Origin of the sequence: Rhodococcus erythropolis NBRC 15567, from assembly GCF_001552595.1 — a bacterium.
Lineage (GTDB): Bacteria > Actinomycetota > Actinomycetes > Mycobacteriales > Mycobacteriaceae > Rhodococcus_F > Rhodococcus_F erythropolis.
The window spans coordinates 594962-613245 of sequence record NZ_BCRM01000001.1; the positions used below are offsets into that span (position 1 = coordinate 594962).

General features: G+C 63.2%; 18 protein-coding genes. 7 read left to right on the forward strand and 11 right to left on the reverse strand.

Annotation, left to right across the window (positions count from 1 at the left end):
* Position 1 precedes the first annotated feature (1 nt).
* From RE4_RS02910 to RE4_RS02920, 3 genes are all read right to left on the reverse strand, one after another.
* Complete coding sequence (locus RE4_RS02910) at positions 2–1000, reverse strand: MDR family oxidoreductase (protein ID WP_042952982.1); 999 nt, start codon at positions 998–1000, stop codon at positions 2–4.
* Positions 1001–1105: 105 nt separating this feature from the next.
* Positions 1106–2239, reverse strand: coding sequence for an oxidoreductase (locus tag RE4_RS02915; protein ID WP_019745388.1), 1134 nt, complete (start codon positions 2237–2239; stop codon positions 1106–1108).
* Positions 2240–2243: 4 nt separating this feature from the next.
* Positions 2244–2771 carry a nuclear transport factor 2 family protein gene (locus RE4_RS02920; protein WP_019745387.1) on the reverse strand — a complete coding sequence of 176 codons (528 nt, stop codon included), beginning with the start codon at positions 2769–2771 and terminating at the stop codon, positions 2244–2246.
* 125 nt (positions 2772–2896) lie between these two features.
* On the opposite strand from RE4_RS02920, the gene RE4_RS02925 reads away from it, so the two are divergent.
* Positions 2897–3802 (forward strand): amidohydrolase family protein, encoded by a 906-nt coding sequence (locus tag RE4_RS02925; RefSeq protein WP_003940342.1) that lies wholly within the window; start codon positions 2897–2899, stop codon positions 3800–3802.
* 21 nt (positions 3803–3823) lie between these two features.
* On the opposite strand, the gene RE4_RS02930 is transcribed toward RE4_RS02925, so the two are convergent.
* Positions 3824–4567 carry an SDR family NAD(P)-dependent oxidoreductase gene (locus RE4_RS02930; protein ID WP_019745385.1) on the reverse strand — a complete coding sequence of 248 codons (744 nt, stop codon included), beginning with the start codon at positions 4565–4567 and terminating at the stop codon, positions 3824–3826.
* A gap of 27 nt (positions 4568–4594) precedes the next feature.
* On the reverse strand, positions 4595–5533 hold the full coding sequence (locus RE4_RS02935) for a 3-oxoacyl-ACP reductase (protein WP_007729451.1): 939 nt from the start codon (positions 5531–5533) through the stop codon (positions 4595–4597).
* 369 nt (positions 5534–5902) lie between these two features.
* Between RE4_RS02935 and RE4_RS02940 the strand changes: the two genes are divergently transcribed.
* Entirely contained in the window at positions 5903–7498 is a 1596-nt protein-coding gene (locus tag RE4_RS02940) for an acyl-CoA synthetase (protein WP_060937957.1), read from the forward strand.
* Between the two features lie 56 nt (positions 7499–7554).
* Here RE4_RS02940 and RE4_RS02945 read toward each other — a convergent pair whose 3' ends face one another.
* The 3 genes from RE4_RS02945 to RE4_RS02955 all read right to left on the reverse strand — a co-directional run bounded on the left by RE4_RS02945 (position 7555) and on the right by RE4_RS02955 (position 10329).
* On the reverse strand, positions 7555–8802 hold the full coding sequence (locus tag RE4_RS02945; protein ID WP_019745383.1) for an Nramp family divalent metal transporter: 1248 nt from the start codon (positions 8800–8802) through the stop codon (positions 7555–7557).
* A gap of 127 nt (positions 8803–8929) precedes the next feature.
* On the reverse strand, positions 8930–9421 hold the full coding sequence (locus tag RE4_RS02950) for a nuclear transport factor 2 family protein (RefSeq protein ID WP_060937958.1): 492 nt from the start codon (positions 9419–9421) through the stop codon (positions 8930–8932).
* A gap of 32 nt (positions 9422–9453) precedes the next feature.
* A complete protein-coding gene (locus tag RE4_RS02955; RefSeq protein ID WP_060937959.1) occupies positions 9454–10329 on the reverse strand; it encodes a TIGR03619 family F420-dependent LLM class oxidoreductase in 876 nt (291 codons plus the stop codon).
* 138 nt (positions 10330–10467) lie between these two features.
* On the opposite strand from RE4_RS02955, the gene RE4_RS02960 reads away from it, so the two are divergent.
* The 4 genes from RE4_RS02960 to bphC all read left to right on the forward strand — a co-directional run bounded on the left by RE4_RS02960 (position 10468) and on the right by bphC (position 14638).
* Positions 10468–11376 (forward strand): IclR family transcriptional regulator, encoded by a 909-nt coding sequence (locus RE4_RS02960; RefSeq protein WP_020970849.1) that lies wholly within the window; start codon positions 10468–10470, stop codon positions 11374–11376.
* A 76-nt stretch (positions 11377–11452) separates the two neighbouring features.
* The gene (locus tag RE4_RS02965) at positions 11453–12322 is read left to right on the forward strand and encodes an alpha/beta fold hydrolase (protein ID WP_019745379.1); all 870 of its coding nucleotides are present in this window, start codon (positions 11453–11455) and stop codon (positions 12320–12322) included.
* Positions 12323–12503: 181 nt separating this feature from the next.
* The gene (locus RE4_RS02970) at positions 12504–13682 is read left to right on the forward strand and encodes an acyl-CoA dehydrogenase family protein (RefSeq protein ID WP_060937960.1); all 1179 of its coding nucleotides are present in this window, start codon (positions 12504–12506) and stop codon (positions 13680–13682) included.
* Between the two features lie 35 nt (positions 13683–13717).
* Complete coding sequence (bphC, locus tag RE4_RS02975) at positions 13718–14638, forward strand: biphenyl-2,3-diol 1,2-dioxygenase (protein ID WP_020909199.1); 921 nt, start codon at positions 13718–13720, stop codon at positions 14636–14638.
* 64 nt (positions 14639–14702) lie between these two features.
* Here bphC and RE4_RS02980 read toward each other — a convergent pair whose 3' ends face one another.
* The 3 genes from RE4_RS02980 to RE4_RS02990 form a co-directional block, all read right to left on the reverse strand.
* Positions 14703–16016, reverse strand: a complete 1314-nt coding sequence (locus tag RE4_RS02980) for a bifunctional o-acetylhomoserine/o-acetylserine sulfhydrylase (protein ID WP_019745377.1) — start codon at positions 16014–16016, stop codon at positions 14703–14705.
* 37 nt (positions 16017–16053) lie between these two features.
* Positions 16054–16569, reverse strand: coding sequence for an OsmC family protein (locus RE4_RS02985; RefSeq protein WP_019745376.1), 516 nt, complete (start codon positions 16567–16569; stop codon positions 16054–16056).
* A gap of 241 nt (positions 16570–16810) precedes the next feature.
* A complete protein-coding gene (locus tag RE4_RS02990; RefSeq protein WP_031330800.1) occupies positions 16811–17572 on the reverse strand; it encodes an enoyl-CoA hydratase-related protein in 762 nt (253 codons plus the stop codon).
* A 116-nt stretch (positions 17573–17688) separates the two neighbouring features.
* Here RE4_RS02990 and RE4_RS02995 point away from each other — a divergent pair, with 116 nt between their 5' ends.
* Positions 17689–18282, forward strand: coding sequence for a TetR/AcrR family transcriptional regulator (locus tag RE4_RS02995; protein ID WP_019745374.1), 594 nt, complete (start codon positions 17689–17691; stop codon positions 18280–18282).
* Positions 18283–18284 lie beyond the last annotated feature (2 nt).

Genomic DNA, 18284 nt, shown 5'->3' on the forward strand with positions numbered 1-18284 from the left:
TTCAGAAACCGTCGGCAACCTGAACCAGTGCCCGGCCGGTGTACTTGCCTTCGCGTACCTGATCGATCACCGAGACGACGTCACGGACGGCAACGAGGTTCGTGATCTCCTTCAGATGACGTGGGGCCAAGTCGGAGCCCAGACGGCCCCACAGCGCGCGACGGGGTTCGATCGGCATCAATACCGAGTCCATGCCCAGCAGTGAGACTCCGCGGAGAATGAACGGCAGCACGGTCGTAGGCAGCGCGGCGCCGCCGGTCAATCCGCTGGCGGCCACAACACCGCCGTAGTTGATCGTGCTCAGAACGTGAGCGAGGGTCTTTCCACCGACGCAGTCGACGGCCGCCGCCCACTGAGATTTTCCGAGCGGGCGAGGCTTGGCGTCGGGATCTTCGGGGAGCCGGCCGATCACCGAAGACGCACCGAGTGACGTCAGAAGGTCTGCCGCGCCTGGCTTACCGCTGGAGGCGACCACGTCGAAGCCTGCGCTTGCCAGAAGGTCGACGCTGACGGTGCCGACTCCGCCGCTCGCGCCCGTCACCAGGACGGGACCGTCGGCGGGCTTCACTCCGCTGGCCAGAATGGCTTGGACGCTCATGGCTGCGGTGAATCCTGCCGTGCCGATCGCAGCAGCGTCGGCGGTGGAAATGCCGTCGAGCTTCACGACCCACTCGGCAGGCAAACGGGCGATCTCGGCGTAGCCGCCGTTGCGGGCGGTCCCGATCTCGTAGCCATGTGCGACGACCTTGTCTCCCGGGGCGAATGCGTCGGACTCGGAGGCAATGACCTCGCCGGCGACGTCGATGCCGGGGACGATCGGGTACTCGCGAACCACCCCGCCTTTCGGCGTGACCGCGAGCGCGTCCTTGTAGTTGACGCTCGAATACTCGACGCGAATGGTGACCTCACCTGCCGGGAGGAAGGATTCGTCGACGGTTTCGGGGGCGAAGTCGATGGTGCCGTCGCTTTCGCGGGCGACCCAGGCGTTGAAAGTAGTCATGGGTCGAACATAAAGGCCTTCGGCCCTGTGCGCCTTTCCGGTAGTGCGAACTACCGGAAAGGCGCACAGGGGCGGAGCCCCTAGATCAACACAGGGGCGGAGCCCCTAGATCAAGCTGCCCTCATGCACCGCTCGATCGAAGGCCGGCAGCGGACTACCGTCGCGCAGGGTTGTCGCCAATGCCGGATCGGCGAGGTGGAGACGGCCGATCGCGATCAGATCGAACTCTCCACTGCCGATGCGCTCCTCGAGCTGTGGGATGTTGTCGACGACAGGGGCGACGCCTTCGATACGGCTGTCCCGCAGCGACTTTCCGATACCGACGCTGCCGACGGCCATCGTGACGGCGCCGGTCAATTTTTTCGCCCAGCCGGCCAGCGAGAGATCGCTGCCTTCGAAGGCGGGGACGTCGAAGCGCCTGATGCTGGCATCGAGAACGTCGACTCCGGCGTCGACCAGCGCGCCCAGGATGACGCCCAACTCCTCGGGGGTCTCCGCGATCTTCGCGGTGAAATCCTGCTGCTTGTGCTGCGAGAAACGATAGATGATCGGCAGATCCGGTCCGATGGCCGCGCGGATCGCAGCGACGACGGCGGCCGGGAACTTGGTTCGACGCTCCAGGTCGCCGCCCCACGCGTCGTCGCGCTGGTTGGTGCCCTCCCAGAAGAAGGAATCGAGGAGGTAGCCGTGACCGCCGTGGATCGCGATACCGTCGAAGCCGAGTTCGACGGCGTGCTTCGCGCTACGGACATACGCGTCGATGACGTCCTGGATGTCTTGCTCGGTCATCGCTTCGGTGCTCGCCTGCGCGCGTTCGACGTAGGCCGCGGAGTACGAGGTGACGCCGAGCGGACCCCACTCGCCCGAGGGACGCATCGGCTTGAGCGAAGGGTCCATCTGCGTCATCGCGCCCCACAGAGGCCCGACGTGCCAGAGCTGAGGCACGATCTTGCCGCCAGCAGCGTGCACGTCGTCGACTACCTTGCGCCATCCGGCCTGAGCAGCGGGAGTGTGGAGGTTGGGGACGTTGGCGTGGTCGACAGCAGTCTCGTGATCGATCGCGACGCCTTCGGTGACGATCAGTCCGGTACCGCCCTCGGCGCGTCGGCGGTAATAGTCGGCGACGTCGCGGCCAGGCACGCCCTCGATGGAGTACGTGCGCGTCATCGGCGACATGACTATGCGGTTGGACAATTCGAGCGAACGGATGCGGAGCGGTTGAAACAGCGGGTTGGTCACTTCGTCACAGCGCTTTCATGAATCGGAAGAATCCGGGGTCCTGGTCGACACGGAGCCGGGTGAGGGTTCGGTAGCTGATCAGCCACTTGCCGTCTTCTTTGCGGTATTCCTCGTGGTAGTGGCCGTAGCCGTGCAGGTGTAGTTCTTTCTCGCCGTCGTTCCACCACAGCATGTCTTCCATCGCCCAGATACCGGTTGCGGTGGTGGGTGAGGTCAGCACGATTTCGGGAGTGTGTGCGTGGTGCGCCGTGGTGAGGGGGATGTCGCCGTCGAGCATGTTCCGAATTGCCGCGGTGAGTTTGTCGATGCCCACTACCTGGTTCGAGGTGTCACCGGTCTTGGGTTGCTTGTCTGTCGGGAGTCCGCCCCACGTCTCGCTGACGACGTCTGCGGTGTGCAGGGTTGGGTAGACGTGCCACTGCTTGGTGTCCATGCAGCGTAGGCGCGCGGCGAAGACACGTTTGATTTCCTCGATTGCGAGCAGTTCCTCGACGGCACTGATCGATCCCACTTCGGACTCGGCCTGAGACATTCAACCTCCAACGGTGATCGGCAAGATGGGTTCACATTCGGGTGCTCAGCGCGGGCCGTCAACGACCTGTCCCGGTGAGCGCGACGGCACTCGGTATGGTCGAGCGAACGAAAGGGGTGTCAGACGTGTGTACCGAAGAGGTCCCATCGACCGGACCGGAGGAGATCGCCGAGGTTCGGGCTTTCTGGCGCGAGTTGGGTGTTCCTGGCGTGATCGACGTCCATACCCATTTCATGCCGAAGAGCGTCATGGACAAGGTGTGGGGCTACTTCGATTCAGCGGGACCGATGATCGGTCGACCATGGCCGATCGCGTACCGACTTGCCGAGGAGGAGCGGGTACACCGTCTCCGCGAGTTCGGTGTCCGGGCTTTCACGTCGATGATCTACCCGCACAAGCACGCGATGGCCGAGTGGCTCAATCAGTGGGCCGTCGAATTTGCCGCGCAAACACCTGATTGCCTGCACACGGCCACGTTCTACCCCGAGGAGTCGGCGGCGTCGTACGTCGGAAAGGCTCTGGAGTCGGGCGCGCGAATCTTCAAGTCCCACATCCAGGTCGGAAACTACGACCCGAACGACCCTCTGCTCGACAAGGTCTGGGGTCAGCTCGAGGACTCCGAGACGCCCATCGTGATTCACTGTGGATCGGGACCGGCGCCGGGGGAGTACACGGGACCCGATCGCATTGCTTCGCTGCTCGCACGGTACCCGCGCCTGTCGTTGATCGTCGCCCACATGGGGATGCCCGAGTACAGCGAATTCCTCGATCTGGCAGAGGCTTACGGCAACGTCCGCCTGGATACGACCATGGCGTTCACCGATTTCACGGAAGAGCAGTGCGCCTTCCCGAAGGCAGACGTTTCAAGGCTCGTCGACATGCAGGACCGGATTCTGTTCGGTAGCGACTTCCCGAACATTCCGTACCCGTATCTCACAGCCTTGCAAGCGGTTACGCGCTTCGATCTCGGAGACGAATGGCTGCGAGCCGTCGTGCACGACAACGCTGCGAAACTCTTCTCGGTGAGCTGAGCCCACCGAGAAGTATTTCGCTCAGCGCAATTTGATGCTGCCGCCGTCGGCCATCAACGTCTGTCCGGTCATGTACTTGGAATCCTCGCTCGCCAGGAATACCACGACGGGAGCGATGTCGGTTTCGGGATCACCGATGCGTCCGAGAGGTACCTTGGCAACCGATGCGGCTGCGCGCTCGGGGAAGGCTTCCTGCCACTTGACGACGCCTTCGGTGGCGGCGAACGGGCAGACCACGTTGACCCGAATGCCTTCCGGCGCCCACTCGTTGGCGACGACGCGCGTCAGGCCTCGCACAGCTTCCTTGGCCGCAGCGTAGGACGTCTGGGTGGGCATTCCGTCCAAACCTGAACCCGATGCGAAGTTGACGACCGAACCCTTGGTCTTCGCGAGTTCGTCGTGGCACGCCTGCATGAGGTGGACAACGGGGTAGAAACCGGTGTTGAAGGACAGGTCGAACATGTCCTGCGTGGTTTCGAGCAACGGAGCCTGACGGGACGCGTGAGCGTTGTTCACCAGGATGTCGAGCTTGCCGAAAGCCTCGAGCGCGGCGTCACGGATCTGCTCGGCCGAACCGGCGGCAGCAAGGTCGACGTTCAGGAACTTGCCGGAGCCGGCCAGTTCTTGTTCGAGGGCCTGGCCCTGCTCGTCGTTGATGTCGACGAACAGGACCTTCGCGCCTTCACGGGCGAAGACTCGGGTGATAGCGCGACCGATTCCACCGGCGCCGCCGGTGACGATCGCTACCTTGCCGTTCAACCTCATGAAAACGCTCCTCTTCGTAAGTGCTGCTTAAACTGTTGCGGTCTCGTCGACTGCAAGTGCGATCTTTTCGAGGCCGGCGATGCTGTAGGCAGCGTAGGTCTCGTACGGCCCACGGCCGGAGAAGTAAGACGAGAGCTGGCCACCGAGTTCTTCGACGGTGAACGCGGATCCGGCTGCGTCGAAACGGTTCTCGACCTTGGGTGCTTCCATCAACGCCACCATCTTGCCGTAGACGACGAAGACCTGTCCGTTGATCTCGTCGGAATCGGGGGATGCGAGGTAGCTGACCAGGGTCGCGACGCGCTCGGGTGCAAGCGGATCGAGGCCGACGACGCCGGTGTTGTTCTCGCCGAAGGCTTCTGCCGTCATGGCGGTGCGGGCACGGGGGCAGATCGCGTTCGTGCGGACGCCGTAGCGGGAGAGACCTGCTGCGCTCGAGAGCGTCAGAGCGGTGATGCCGGCCTTGGCTGCCGAGTAGTTGGGCTGTCCGGCGCTGCCGAAGAGGAAGGCCTCGGAAGAGGTGTTGATGATGCGGCCGTAGACCGGTGCGTCGGCTGCCTTGCTGGCTGCGCGCCAGTGGACTGCGGCTGCGTGCGAGGTGGCGGCGTGGCCCTTGAGGTGCACGCGGATGACGTCGTCCCAATCGGATTCGGTCAGGTTGAAGATCATCTTGTCGCGCAGGATGCCTGCATTGTTGACGAGGATGTCGAAGGATCCGAAGTTCTTGACAGCCTCTTCGATGATGCGCCCGCCGAGCGACCAGTCGGAGACGTCGCCGGTGATGGCGAGTGCCTGTCCACCTGCGGCCTTGATCTCGTCGACCACGTCGTTGGCCGCTGCACCCATGTCGTTGACGATGACGGCTGCACCGGCAGCCGCGAGTCCGAGTGCTTCGGCGCGACCCAGGCCGGCGCCGGCGCCGGTGACGGCGGCAACTTTGCCTTCCAAGCTCAGTGATTGCGTCATGTCGTGCTCCTTCGATCCGGTCTGCCGGGTAGGTACAGAAAAATTAGTATTCATTCTAATTTGAAGTCGAGAGTTCGGCAGTCTTTCCGAAAAAATCATTCGAGCGAAATCAGAATTAGTTCTAGTTTTGAGCAGAAGTTTGACCAACTGAGGGGCAGTCTCACTCAGCGGGAGCGGTGATCTGGGTCACGAGCGCTGCATGCCACCTTGGGTCGACGCGGCGATCCCACCGCGTACGCGTTTGCGTCACCACCGATCCGCTCAGTTCTCGGCCGCATTCGTCGGCTCCAGGGTCGGATAGTTCTCACCGAAAACGCAGTACGGTCGGCCCCGAATTCACCGGGCCGGACATCAAGGAAGGCACCAGCAGTGTCACTGAATTTGGCAGATCTGTACGAGGGCATTTCGGATCTGATTCCGGACCGCACGGCGCTCGTGTGCGATGGCCGTCGTCGCACCTACGTCGAACTGGACGAGGGATCGAACCGCATTGCCAGCCACTTGGCGAGTGTCGGTGTCGGGCCGGGCGATCACGTCGCTCTGCACATGCGCAACAGCGTCGAGTTCGTCGAGAGTTTGCTCGGCTGCCTCAAGATTCGTGCGGTCCCGATCAACGTCAACTATCGCTACGTCGACGCCGAACTGACCTACCTGTACAACGATTCGCAGTCGGTGGCACTGATCGTGGACGAGGAGTTCGTTTCCGTCGTGGAGACGGTTCTCCCGGCCGCGCCCGGCATCAAGCACGTCGTTGTCGTCGGCGAGTCAGCCGTCCGCGATATCGAAGGCGTCGACGTCGTTCGATTTGCCGACGCCGCCGCGGAGCAGCCCGCCACTCGTGACTTCGCGCCCCGCAGCAACGACGACCTCTTTGTCATTTACACCGGCGGCACGACGGGTATGCCCAAGGGTGTCATGTGGCGTCATGAAGACTTCTACTTCGCGGCGCTCACCGGCGGAAATCCGTTCGGTCCGCCGCACACGACCGCACAGGCTCTGTTCGCCGCGGTGCCGAACGTTCCCGCGATGAACATGCTCAGTACCGCACCCCTGATGCACGGTGCGGCGTCGTACTCGCTGTTCACCGGATTCTTCATGGGCGCCAACGCAATTCTCATGGCGCGGTTCGACGCGAAGACGACCCTGCAGCTCGCCGGGAGTGAGAAGGCCGTCTCCATCACCGTCGTCGGAGACGCGATGGCCCGTCCGCTCGCAGACGAATTGGCAGCAAACGCAGCAGATTACGACCTCAGTACGGTCGGCATGGTCTCGTCCGGCGGGGCCTTGTTCTCGCTCTCACTGCGGGAGCAGCTCAAGTCGATACTTCCGAACCTGGTGATCCGCGACGGATTCGGCTCCTCGGAGTCGGGCGTCGACGGCAATCTCGAAATCGGCGAAGACGGCCTGATGCGCATCGCCGCTCGCGACGAGACCCGCGTCGTGGACGAAAGGATGCGGCCGCTGGAGCCGGGATCGCCCGAGACCGGTTACATCGCTCGCAGTGGTCACGTGCCGGTCGGTTACTTCAACGATCCGGTCAAGACCGCGGCTACGTTCCCGGTGATCGACGGGGTGCGGATGTCGGTGCTCGGCGACGTCGGGCGCGTGGAAGCCGACGGCTCGATCGTCCTGCTGGGGCGTGGTTCTCAGTGCATCAACACCGGCGGGGAGAAGGTGTACCCCGAAGAGGTCGAGCAGGCACTCAAGAGTCACCCGGCGGTGCTCGACGCTCTGGTCGCGGGAATTCCGGATGCGAAGTTCGGTGAGCGCGTCGCTGCGGTCATCACGACCCGAGAAGGCTTCGACGTCCCGGACGCTGCCGAGATCGGTGAGCATTGCGCGTCGCAGGTCGCTCGGTACAAAGTGCCGCGCACCGTCATGAACGTTCCGTCGATCAGGCGTTCTCCCAGCGGAAAGGCCGACTATCGCTGGGCCAAGGCCACTCTCGCCGAGCAAGTTTCCTAGTCCGGCCGGAGCCATCCAGCGCGTTTGTGAGGGACGCGTTGGGTGGCTCCGGTGCTCTAGCCTGTCACCGTCAGAACCAGCAGAGCGACGTTGAGTGCAACGATCAAGCCGGCCGCAATCCATGCCGCGACGGTCGTGAACGGGGCATTGCGCGCGTCGCCCATGAGTTCGGAGTCCGAGGTCATTCGCACCAGCGGGATGATCGCGAAGGGGATACACAGGCTCAAGACCACTTGGCTGAGCACGAGTGCCAGCGTCGGGTCGACGCCGAGTCCGAGCACGATCAGTGCCGGGATGAGAGTGACGATTCGGCGTGTGATCACCGGAATGCGAATGGCCAGAAGACCATGCATGATCTCGGCGCCGGCCGCGCACCCCACGGAGGTCGACGCGAGTCCGGAGGCGAGGAGTCCGATCGCAAACACCACGGCTACGCCCGGACCGAGTGAATTCTCGATCGCGGCATGCGCGCCGTCGATGGTGTCGGTGCCGGGTACTCCGCGCAGCGCCGAAGCGGCCAGAAGCAGCATGCCGATGTTCACGCCACCGGCAATGATCAACGCGACGACGACATCCCAACGGGTGACTTTGAGTAGTCGCTGCAACCGTGGCCCGGGTTTGATGTGGCCGTGGCGATCACGTGCCAATGCGGAGTGAAGGTAGATCGCGTGCGGCATGACCGTTGCTCCGAGCATGCTGGCGGCGAGCAGTACGGTCTCGGTTCCTTCGAAGCGGGGGACCAACCCGGCGACGGCTTCGCTGCCGGAGACGTCGGTGAAGGCGAGCCCGGTCAGGAAGCCGATGGTGATGATGGCCAGCAATCCCATGACCACGAACTCGAAAGTGCGCTGTCCGCGCCGACTTTGGATCGTCAGGATCACCATCGACACGCATCCGGTGATCAACCCGCCGAGGAAGAGCGGGATGTTGAACAGCAGGTTGAGTGCGATTGCGCCGCCGATGACTTCGGCGACGTCGGTTGCGATCGCCATCATCTCGGCCTGGAGCCAGAAGGCGCGGCGGTTGTTCTTACGCAGGCGCTGACCCAGCATTTCGGGCAAGGATCTGCCGGAGACCAGCCCGAGTTTCGCGGAGAGGTACTGCACCAGGACGGCCATTGCATTGGCGAGTACCAGTACCCAGATGAGGAGGTAGCCGTACTTCGCGCCGGCGGTCAGGTTGGCGGCGACGTTACCCGGATCGACGTACGCGATTGCCGCGACGAACGCCGGACCGAGCAGGGCGATGGATCTTCCCGTAGGTCGTCGGCGCGGAGTCGTCGGCTCTTGCGTACTGGTGCTCATCGGTCTCCTGGTCACACGTGCTCGGACCTGTTGGTTCGAATATGTGAACTATAGAGTTCGGGGAGCCGAACTTTCAACAGCTGTGCGCGGTCAGCGACCCCAGAGGGTCCCTAACCGCGCACAGGGGTTAGGCAGTCACCCCGGCGGCCAGGAGAGCGCGGGCCTCGGGTCGGCCGTCGAGGAGCGCGTTGGTACGCAGTTCGACCTTCCACTCGCCGTCGGTCTTGATCAGTTCCCAACGGTTCGCGGTGATACGGAGGACCTTGAACCCCGTCGGGTTCTCGGGGTCCTTGATGACCAACTGCGAATGGCAGGTCGCGACGGCCTTGTTGCCGTCGATGCGGATGTGCGCGGGCGTCATTATGTGAGCCGCGCCGTTCATGATCCAGTTCTGGTGAGAGGCGCTGTGAACCATCGCACGCAGTTCGCCGCGGCCGTGCATCGCGCCGGTGTCGACGTCGTAGACACCGTCCTCGAGCCACAGGTTCGCGACCTCGTCGGCTGATCCACTGTCGACGGCAGGGCTGTACGTGGTCAGCAGTTCGGTGATCGCGAGCTTGTCCTCGAGCAATTCCACTCGGGCGAGCAGAGATTCGATCAGGGCGGTCGAGTCGGTCATCGGTACGTCCTTTGCATTGGATTGTCGGCAAATCAGGAAGTGGTGAAAGAAGAGCCCTCGGCGAGGGCGATTCGGTGAAGTTCTTCGAGTTGTTCGCAGTAGTGCTCGACGCTTCGAGCGCCGACCGAGCAACTGGCTATGGTCGCCCCGGCGTCACGGACGCGTGTCAAGGCGCGAAGGGCGGATTCGCGATTGCCGAGGGGGTCGAGCGGAGCACCGGCGGGAAGCACTACGTCGAATCCGTCGGGGAGCGTCGTGGCGTCGAGCATTTCCTTCAGTTCGGAGAATCGCAGCCCGAACGGCACCCACCCGTCGCCGTGTGTGGTGGCCCGGCGCAACGATCTCTTGGTCCGGCCGCCGATCCAGAGGGGCACACGTTTCTGGACGGCATGGGGTTCGACGACAAATCCGGAGTAGTCGTAGAACTCGCCGTGATACTCCGGAGTCGGAGTCGACAGTGATGCTCGAAGTGCTGCCAGAGCGTCGTCGGCACGTGCTCCTCGGTCGACGAACGGAGCATTTATGAGATCGAATTCTTGTTTCAGGGTCCCCACTCCGAGACCGAGTATCAGACGTCCGTTGCTGACGCGATCAAGCGTTCCGTAGCGCTTGGCGATCTCGAGGGGGTGGTGATAACCCAGTACCAGCACCTGCGTCGCCAGGAGGATCCGCGACGTGCGTGCGGCCAGGTAACCCAGCGTGGCGAGCGGATCCCAATAGGTTCCGCCGCGTTCGGTGGCAATTTCTTCGGGAACCGCCACGTGTTCACTGCAGGTCAGATGATGGAAACCGAGTCGATCCGCCGTGGCAGCCACTGTGGCGATCTCGCCGATGTCAGCACTCGCCTCCCACTCCGAACGCGTGCTCGGGTGCTGAATCAGGACCGGCGTGACGATTCCCAGGTGCATCGGGCGTTTATAGCGCTCCCACCGACGCGGCGGCGGGTGAATTACCGCTGATCGGGATCGAAACGACCGATTCACTTTCCAGAAACTGTGACCTGGGTTATAGTCGGTAGAATCAATTCCAGTTTTCGGGAGGCGTCCATGACCATCGTTGACATGAACGACACACTGTCCACCGTCCAGAACGCCGCCGGGCAACCCAAGAAGGATCTGCCGCCGTCGATGGTCGAGCGGATGACATTGATTCTCGACGCCTTCGACGGCCGCGCCGCGCGGCTGACGCTGGAAGAAGTCGCGTGCCGCACTCAGTTGCCGCGGTCCACCGTCCACCGCATTCTCGATCAGCTCGTCAAGCTGGACTGGGTCGATCACGCATCGTTCGGCTACTGCCTCGGGCGCCGCGCGCTCGGCCTCGGTGGTGGCGACGGCGGCCACAGCCAGATCCGCGAAGCCGCAGCACCGCTTCTGCACGAACTGCACCTGCAGACCGGCATGGTCGTTCACCTGTCGGTGCTCGACGGACGCGAGAGCGTCTACCTCGACAAGGTCGGCGGACGATTCGCCGCGGCGCTGCCGTCCCGCGTCGGCGGCAGAGTGCTCGCTCATTCGACGGCCGGCGGCAAGGCGATGCTGGCATGGATCGACCCCGAGCGCGTCGACGCTCTGTTCGGGTCGGCACTTCCCCGCTGCACCGAGAACACCATCACCGACGTCGCCGTGCTCCATCAGGAACTGAACCGCATCCGTCAGCGTCGGGGACTGGCTTTCGAACGCGGGGAGTCGGCGCGTGGAGTCGCATGTGTGGCTTCGGCAATTCGCGGACACGAGGGTCCCGTCGGCAGCATCGCGTTGTGTGGTGACATGCGGACCGCTCAGCTCGAGCGAGTTGCTCCGCTGGTCGTCGACGCGGCTCGCGAGGTCTCGCGGACGTTGTACCCCGAACTGGGTGCTCCTCGACGCGGCCGCAAGACGCCTCCCGTTCCGACCAATACGTTCTCGGCGGAGACGATGGATCGCCTGCTGGCAGCGTCGTCCGACCACTGGATCTGACGTATTTTGATCGACTTGTCTCGCTGATCGGGACGAGTCATAGCAGCTCAGCGGTACTGATGGCACCGTTCGGACCATGACGACTGAACTGAGCTACGAGGGAACCCTGAAGGAACTGCAGACCGATCTCGGTGTGCTCCGGTACCACGAAGCCGGCGACGGCCCGCCGCTCCTGCTGCTGCACGGTTCGGGCCCCGGTGTCACGGGTTGGCGTAATTACCGCGGCGTTCTCGCGGACTTCGCGGAGCACTTCCACTGCTACGTTCTCGAGTTCCCCGGATTCGGCGTCAGCGATCCCGGCCCCGACCACCCGATGATGATGGCGCAGGCATCGGTGGGGATGTTCCTCGACGGCCTCGGCCTCGGACCTGTCCACATGATCGGCAACTCCATGGGCGGCATCGTCGCCACCAAGGTCGCGATCGACGAACCGCACCGGGTGAGCAAGCTCGTCACCATCGGCGGCATGGGAAAGAACACCTTCTCGCCGGGCCCCGGTGAAGGCATCAAACTCCTCATGGAGTTCACCGACAACCCCACTCGCGAAGCTCTCGTCCGCTGGTTGCATTCGATGGTCTTCGACCGCGCCGTCGTCACCGAGCAGCTCATCGAAGAGCGTTGGGCCCTGGCCACCGAGCCGACGACGCTCGAGATCGCCCGACGGATGTACAGCAGCAAGGCCATGGCCGCCATGGGCGCGGCTGCCGCTGCGTCGACCGCCGTGCCGTACTGGGCGCAGCTGAACAAGATCAAGGCGCCGACGCTGTTGACCTGGGGACGCGACGACCGCGTCAGCCCCGTGGACATGGCGATACTGCCGATGCGCGACATCCCCAACGGCGAAGTTCACATCTTCCCCAACTGCGGACACTGGACGATGATCGAAGCCCGTGACGCCTGGGTCGCGTCCGTTCTGGCATTCCTGACGCGTCCAGAAGGCAAGTAAGGGGCTTCGCCCCCGTGCGCCTTTTTGGTAGCTCCCACTACCAAAAAGGCGCACAGGGGGTGCTCCCACTCACCGGGAAGCGTTTCTGCACTTCGGCGGGCTACCTGCCACCGTTTCACCAACAGATTTTCATTCTGCCCAGGCACTCGCCGGGTAGCGAAACCAGAAAGCCGGAAAAATCATGGGTCAGGTTCTGGACAACATCTCACAGTTCGCCGACGAGATCCGCGCCGACGGAGTCGAGGGCGACAAGCTGATGCGCTTGACGGACGGCAGCGCGAAGCGCCTGCGCGACTCCGGCGTCATCCGGATGTTCCAGCCGAAGGAATTCGGAGGCATCGAGGCACATCCGCGTGAATTCGCCGAGACGGCAATGGCTATCGGCGCGATGGACGGTGCCACGGGCTGGGTCAGCGGCATCGTCGGTGTTCATCCGTGGGAGCTTGCGTTCTTCGACCGCAAGGCTCAGGAAGAGGTGTGGGGAACCGATCCCGATACGTGGATGGCGTCACCGTATGCGCCGATGGGCGTGGCGAGGCCGGTCGAGGGTGGCTACATCCTCAACGGGCGCTGGTCGTTCTCCTCCGGTACCGATCACTGTGACTGGATCATGATCGGCGCGATGGTCGGTGACGAGTCCGGTAAGCCGTTGATGCCGCCGAAGCACCTGCACGTACTGCTGCCGCGCTCCGATTACGACATCGACCAGGACAGCTGGAATGTCGTGGGGCTGCGCGGTACGGGGTCGAAGGATCTGATCGTCAAGGACGCGTTCCTGCCCACCTACCGCACGATCGACGCCGGAAAGGTGTACGACGGGACGGCGTGGAAGGAAGCGGGCCGTACGGAGACGTTGTACAAGTTCCCGTTCTCCTGCATTTTCCCGTTGGGGATCACTTCGTCGTTGATCGGTATCGCGGAGGGTGCGTTGGCGTGCAACATGGCGGCGCAGCGTGAGCGTGTGACGGTCAGTGGTGTTCCGATCAAGGAAGATCCGTACGTGTTGTTCGCGATCGGTGAGGCTGCGGCCGAGATCGCTGCTTCTCGGGCTGCGATCTTGGAGACGGTGGATCGTTTCTGGGACATGACCGAGAAGGGGCAGGAAGTTTCGTTCGAGCTTCGTGCGATCGGTCGGCGTACGCAGACTGCTGCGGCGTGGCGGGCGGTGCGGGCGGTGGACGAGATCTTTGCTCGTTCCGGTGGTGGCGCGTTGCAGTTGAACACGCCGATGCAGCGGTTCTGGCGTGACGCGCATGCCGGTCTCGCGCACGCGATCCACGTACCCGGTTCCATCTTCCACGCGTCGACGCTCTCGCAGATCGGTGGCGAACCGCAGGGCATCCACCGCTCGATGATCTAGTCCCACAATCACTCTCGAAGCAAGGACGGTTAGGCATGACTGAAATTCGGGGCCTGGGGTATCTCAGGATCCAAACGCAGGACGTGGCTCGCTGGCGCGAGCTCGTGGTCGACGGACTCGGCCTCGCGGTCGGTAGTGGCCCGGAAGCCGACGGCCTCTACTTGCGCCTGGACGAGCGTCGTGCGCGACTGATTGTCCTGCCCGGTGAGACGGACAAGGCCCTCGCAGTGGGCTGGGAAGTGCGAGATCAGTTCGCGCTCCAGCGTGTTCGTGAAGAGGTCGAGAAGGCCGGAGTCGAGGTCGAGGTTCTTTCCGAGGTCGACGCCAGCTACCGCGATGCCGAGCAGGTCATCGCATTCGACGATCCCAACGGCAACCGTGTCGAGGTCTTCTTCGGACCGGTACTCGACCACAGCCCGTTGGTCACCCCGCACGGCGGCCGCTTTGTCACCGGTGATCAGGGACTCGGCCATGTGGTGCTTCCGGTTACGCGTTTCGACGAGGCGTACACCTTCTACACCGAGGTGCTCGGATTCCTCCCGCGCGGTTCCATCCGTCTCGGCGGAATCGATGCGCCGCCGCCGGCTCGCCGCGTTCGCTTCATGGGTGTCAACCAGCGCCACCACAGCCTGGCGCTGTGCCCGGCGCCGCCGGTTGACGAACCCGGTCTCGTGCATCTGATGATGGAAGCCGAGACTCTCGACGCCGTCGGTCAGGCTCTCGATCGTGTTGCCAAGCTCGGCTTCTCGATCTCCTCGACGTTGGGTCGCCACACGAACGACAAGATGGTCTCGTTCTACGTGCGCGCACCCGGTGGCTGGGATCTCGAGTTCGGTTGTGAAGGCACGCTTGTCGACGAAACCTTCTACACCGCTGAGGAAATCACGGCGGACAGCTACTGGGGCCATGACTGGTCCGACAGTGAACCGCTGGCCGCGTTCACTCCCAAGAGCTAGTTCTGACGCAACAAAAAAGCTCGGTCCCGACGCCTGTCGGGACCGAGCTTTTTCGTGTGCTCGATCAGGAAGCTGCTGCTGCCAAACCGGTTTCGAGGTCGGCGAGGATGTCGTCGATTCCTTCGATACCGACCGCGAGGCGGACGAGCCCCGGGGTGACACCCGAAGCGAGCTGCTCCTCGGGGGTGAGCTGCGAGTGCGTCGTCGACGCGGGGTGGATGACGAGTGAGCGAACGTCACCGATGTTGGCGACGTGGCTGTGCAGCGTCAGTGCGTTGACGAACTTCTTGCCTGCGTCGACTCCGCCGGCGAGCTCGAACGCGACGATGGCGCCGGTTCCCTTGGGAGCCAGCTGCTTTCCACGCTCGTGCCAGGGTGAGGATTCCAGTCCGGCGTACGCGACCGACGTGACTTCGGCGCGGCCCTCGAGGAATTTCGCGACCTTCTGGGCGTTGGACACGTGGCGCTCGATGCGCAGGCTCAGTGTCTCGATGCCCTGCGAGATAAGGAAGGCGTTGAACGGTGCGATGGCCGAGCCGAGGTCGCGCAGAAGCTGAACGCGTGCCTTGAGGGCGTAGGCGGGTGCACCGAGATCGGCGAAGGTGACGCCGTGGTAGCTGGGGTCGGGGGTCGTGAAGTTGGTGTGGCGTCCCTGGGTCCAGTCGAACGTGCCGCCGTCGACGATGACGCCGGCGATTGCGGTGCCGTGTCCACCAAGGTATTTGGTGGCGGAGTGGACGACGATGTCGGCGCCGTGCTTCAGCGGCTGAATGAGGTACGGAGTTGCAACCGTGTTGTCCACGATCAGCGGGATGCCGTGCTCATGGGCGACTGCGCTGATGCCGGGGATGTCGAATACGTCGTTCTTGGGGTTGGAGATGGTTTCGCCGTAGAACGCCTTGGTGTTCGGACGGATCGCCTCACGCCAGTGATCGAGGTTGTCCGGGTCCTCGACGAAGTCGACGGTGATGCCGAGCTTGGGCAGCGTGTAGTGGAAGAGGTTGTACGTGCCGCCGTACAGGCGAGGGCTGGAGACGATGTGGTCCCCGGCCTCGGCGAGGTTGAGGATCGCGAAGGACTCGGCGGCCTGACCGGACGCAACCAGCAGAGCCGCGACTCCGCCTTCGAGAGCGGCGATGCGCTGCTCGACGGCGTCCTGCGTCGGATTCATGATGCGGGTGTAGATGTTGCCCGGCTCGGCGAGGCCGAAGAGCGCCGCCGCATGGTCGGTGTTGTCGAAGACGTAGCTGGTGGTCTGGTAGATCGGAAGCGCTCGAGCGTTGGTAGCGCTGTCCGGGCCCTGTCCGGCGTGGACCTGCTTGGTTTCGAACGACCAATCGGCGGTCGGATCGGTGTCGACGGGGGTGTTCTCGCTCATGAATTCATACTCCGTGGTGAAGGTGGGTTGGTGCGGGTCAGGCGGTTTCGACGACTGTATGCACTGGGACGGGATTTCGGGTGAGATCGAGTACGGGGCAGTGGGCGTCGACCGTCTCCTGCAACTCGAGGTATCGCTCGCGAGTTTCCGGACCGGTCAGGGTCACCACGACGCGAACCTCGGAGAATCCCGGGCGGACGGCATCGTCGAATCCGAAGAATCCACGAACGTCGAGGTCGCCTTCTGCCCTGGCCGAGATGTCGTCGAGCGCGATACCGAGCTTGTCCGCCCACACACGGTAGGTGACCACCTGGCAGGAGAGCAGGGATGCGAGGTAGTACTCGACGGGATTGGCTGCGGTGTTCTCGCCGCCGAGGGCCGGCGGCTCGTCGACCTCGACGGTGTACTTACCGAGAGAAATGGTGCTGGCAACGGCGTCGTGCGCCTGAGCGGATGCCTTGAAGACGACGTGCGCTTTGCTTGCGTCCTTGTCGATGGCGTCGGCATTGGCTGCTACGACGGAACTCAGGTGCGAGATCGAAGCGGTGGTCATGACAGAAATGTCCCCTGATCTGGGTGTACATACGAGTATCGACGTGAGCGGCGCTCACGTCGTAGGTCCGATCAGTAGATCGGACACCCGGATGTACAGACGTGCGCAAAATCGACATGGCGTCGCCGCGTCAGCAGCGTGCCCGTCTCGTATGCGCCAATTCCCGTCACGGAAGAGACTGTAACCGGTTCCCACCCTTTCCGACCAGCCCTATAGGAAATCCGTCTCGGATCGTGGTCGCTCATGTGGGCGGCAGTCCGCTCCACTGCGGCGTCCGACGGCTCGCAAAAGCGTCGAGTCCTTCGGCGATGTCCGGCGATCGGAGCACCGCGTCCTTGGCGTCGTCGGTGATGGTCCATCCGGCAGTATCGGCCTCGGCGTAAAGAGCGTCGATTGCCTTCAGGCTCAGGCTTACCGAGGTCGGAGAGGACTCGCAGATCTCGGCCGCCATCACCAGAGCCTCGTCGAGCGCCTTACCCGGGGCAGTCACTGCATTGACGACGCCGAGATCTTTGGCCCGATTGGGATCGAGAGTGCGCCCGGTGATCAGGAGTTCGCGAGCGACATTGATCGGAAGGGCACGTGGCGCCCGAAAGAGCGCACCGGACGTCGCAACCAGACCGCGTTTGGTTTCGGGCAGACCGAATTGGGCTGTGGCGGAAGCGACGATCAGATCGCAGGCCAATGCGATTTCGAAGCCGCCGCCCAGCGCGTATCCCTCCACTGCGGCGATCAAAGGCTTGTTTCGCTGACGCCGAATGACGCCGTACTCACCGCCGCGAGGCATGCGAAGGTCGGCTCGCTCTCGGATATCGGTTCCGGCGCAAAAGATGTTGGGGGTTCCGGTGATGATGCCGACCCACAGAGAAGGGTCGTCGTCGAGAAGGTTCAGTGCGGCTTCGATTCCCTCGGCAGTTTCACGATTGATCGCATTACGACGTTCTTCGCGTTCGATTCTGACGATGAGAACGCGGTCGTGGCGTTCTGTGGAAACAGTCGACATAATTGGACTGTAGTCCATCTATCGAGGGGGTGGTGCGTCAACTGGCGAGACCGACATTGGACACATTCCGGACTGTGGCGAAGACTGTGTCCTGAGGCGGAGAAAGGCAGGTCGACGTGATTTCCAAACGAGAACAGAACAAGCGCGATACCAACGACAGGTTGCTCTTAGCTGCTCGAATTCTGTTCTCGGCAAAGGGTTTCGCCAGCACGACCGTCGACGACATCGCCGAGCGAGCCGAGGTGTCGCGAGCCACCTTCTTCAATTACTTCCAGGGCAAGGACTCGGTTCTCGAGGCGCTGCACAGTGATCATCTCGATCAGCTTGCGGCACTGGTGGATCAGCTCATGGAATCTCCGATGCCGACCTCTGATCGGATCTCCCGGATTTTTCAGGACTTTGCGCAACAAGCGATCATGCATCCGCGCTATCTGCGCATGGTGACTGCAGAACTCGAGCGCGACTTCGCCTCCTCCGGAGCGGGGGCGGCACACGATCATCGGTTCCATGTGGAACTTCTGCGGATCGTCACTGCCGGTATCGAAGCCGGCGAAGTGAGATCGGACTACCCGCCGCTGTTTCTCGCGCAGATGATCGGCGGTACGTACGGAGCGTTGGTCCGCTTCTGGCGGCAAGACGCCGATTACGACGTGGTCGGCGAATTCGATCGCGGTGCCAGGTACGTCGCGGAAGGCATCGCTGCTCGCTGAGT

Excerpts from the sequence above, each read along its gene's own strand:
- RE4_RS02910 (WP_042952982.1), bottom strand. The coding sequence starts at position 1,000 with ATGACTACTTTCAACGCCTGGGTCGCCCGCGAAAGCGACGGCACCATC.
- RE4_RS02920 (WP_019745387.1), bottom strand. The coding sequence starts at position 2,771 with ATGTCTCAGGCCGAGTCCGAAGTGGGATCGATCAGTGCCGTCGAGGAA.
- RE4_RS02930 (WP_019745385.1), bottom strand. The coding sequence starts at position 4,567 with ATGAGGTTGAACGGCAAGGTAGCGATCGTCACCGGCGGCGCCGGTGGA.
- RE4_RS02935 (WP_007729451.1), bottom strand. The coding sequence starts at position 5,533 with ATGACGCAATCACTGAGCTTGGAAGGCAAAGTTGCCGCCGTCACCGGC.
- RE4_RS02945 (WP_019745383.1), bottom strand. The coding sequence starts at position 8,802 with ATGAGCACCAGTACGCAAGAGCCGACGACTCCGCGCCGACGACCTACG.
- RE4_RS02950 (WP_060937958.1), bottom strand. The coding sequence starts at position 9,421 with ATGACCGACTCGACCGCCCTGATCGAATCTCTGCTCGCCCGAGTGGAA.
- RE4_RS02955 (WP_060937959.1), bottom strand. The coding sequence starts at position 10,329 with ATGCACCTGGGAATCGTCACGCCGGTCCTGATTCAGCACCCGAGCACG.
- RE4_RS02960 (WP_020970849.1), top strand. The coding sequence starts at position 10,468 with ATGACCATCGTTGACATGAACGACACACTGTCCACCGTCCAGAACGCC.
- RE4_RS02965 (WP_019745379.1), top strand. The coding sequence starts at position 11,453 with ATGACGACTGAACTGAGCTACGAGGGAACCCTGAAGGAACTGCAGACC.
- RE4_RS02970 (WP_060937960.1), top strand. The coding sequence starts at position 12,504 with ATGGGTCAGGTTCTGGACAACATCTCACAGTTCGCCGACGAGATCCGC.
- bphC (WP_020909199.1), top strand. The coding sequence starts at position 13,718 with ATGACTGAAATTCGGGGCCTGGGGTATCTCAGGATCCAAACGCAGGAC.
- RE4_RS02980 (WP_019745377.1), bottom strand. The coding sequence starts at position 16,016 with ATGAGCGAGAACACCCCCGTCGACACCGATCCGACCGCCGATTGGTCG.
- RE4_RS02985 (WP_019745376.1), bottom strand. The coding sequence starts at position 16,569 with ATGACCACCGCTTCGATCTCGCACCTGAGTTCCGTCGTAGCAGCCAAT.
- RE4_RS02990 (WP_031330800.1), bottom strand. The coding sequence starts at position 17,572 with ATGTCGACTGTTTCCACAGAACGCCACGACCGCGTTCTCATCGTCAGA.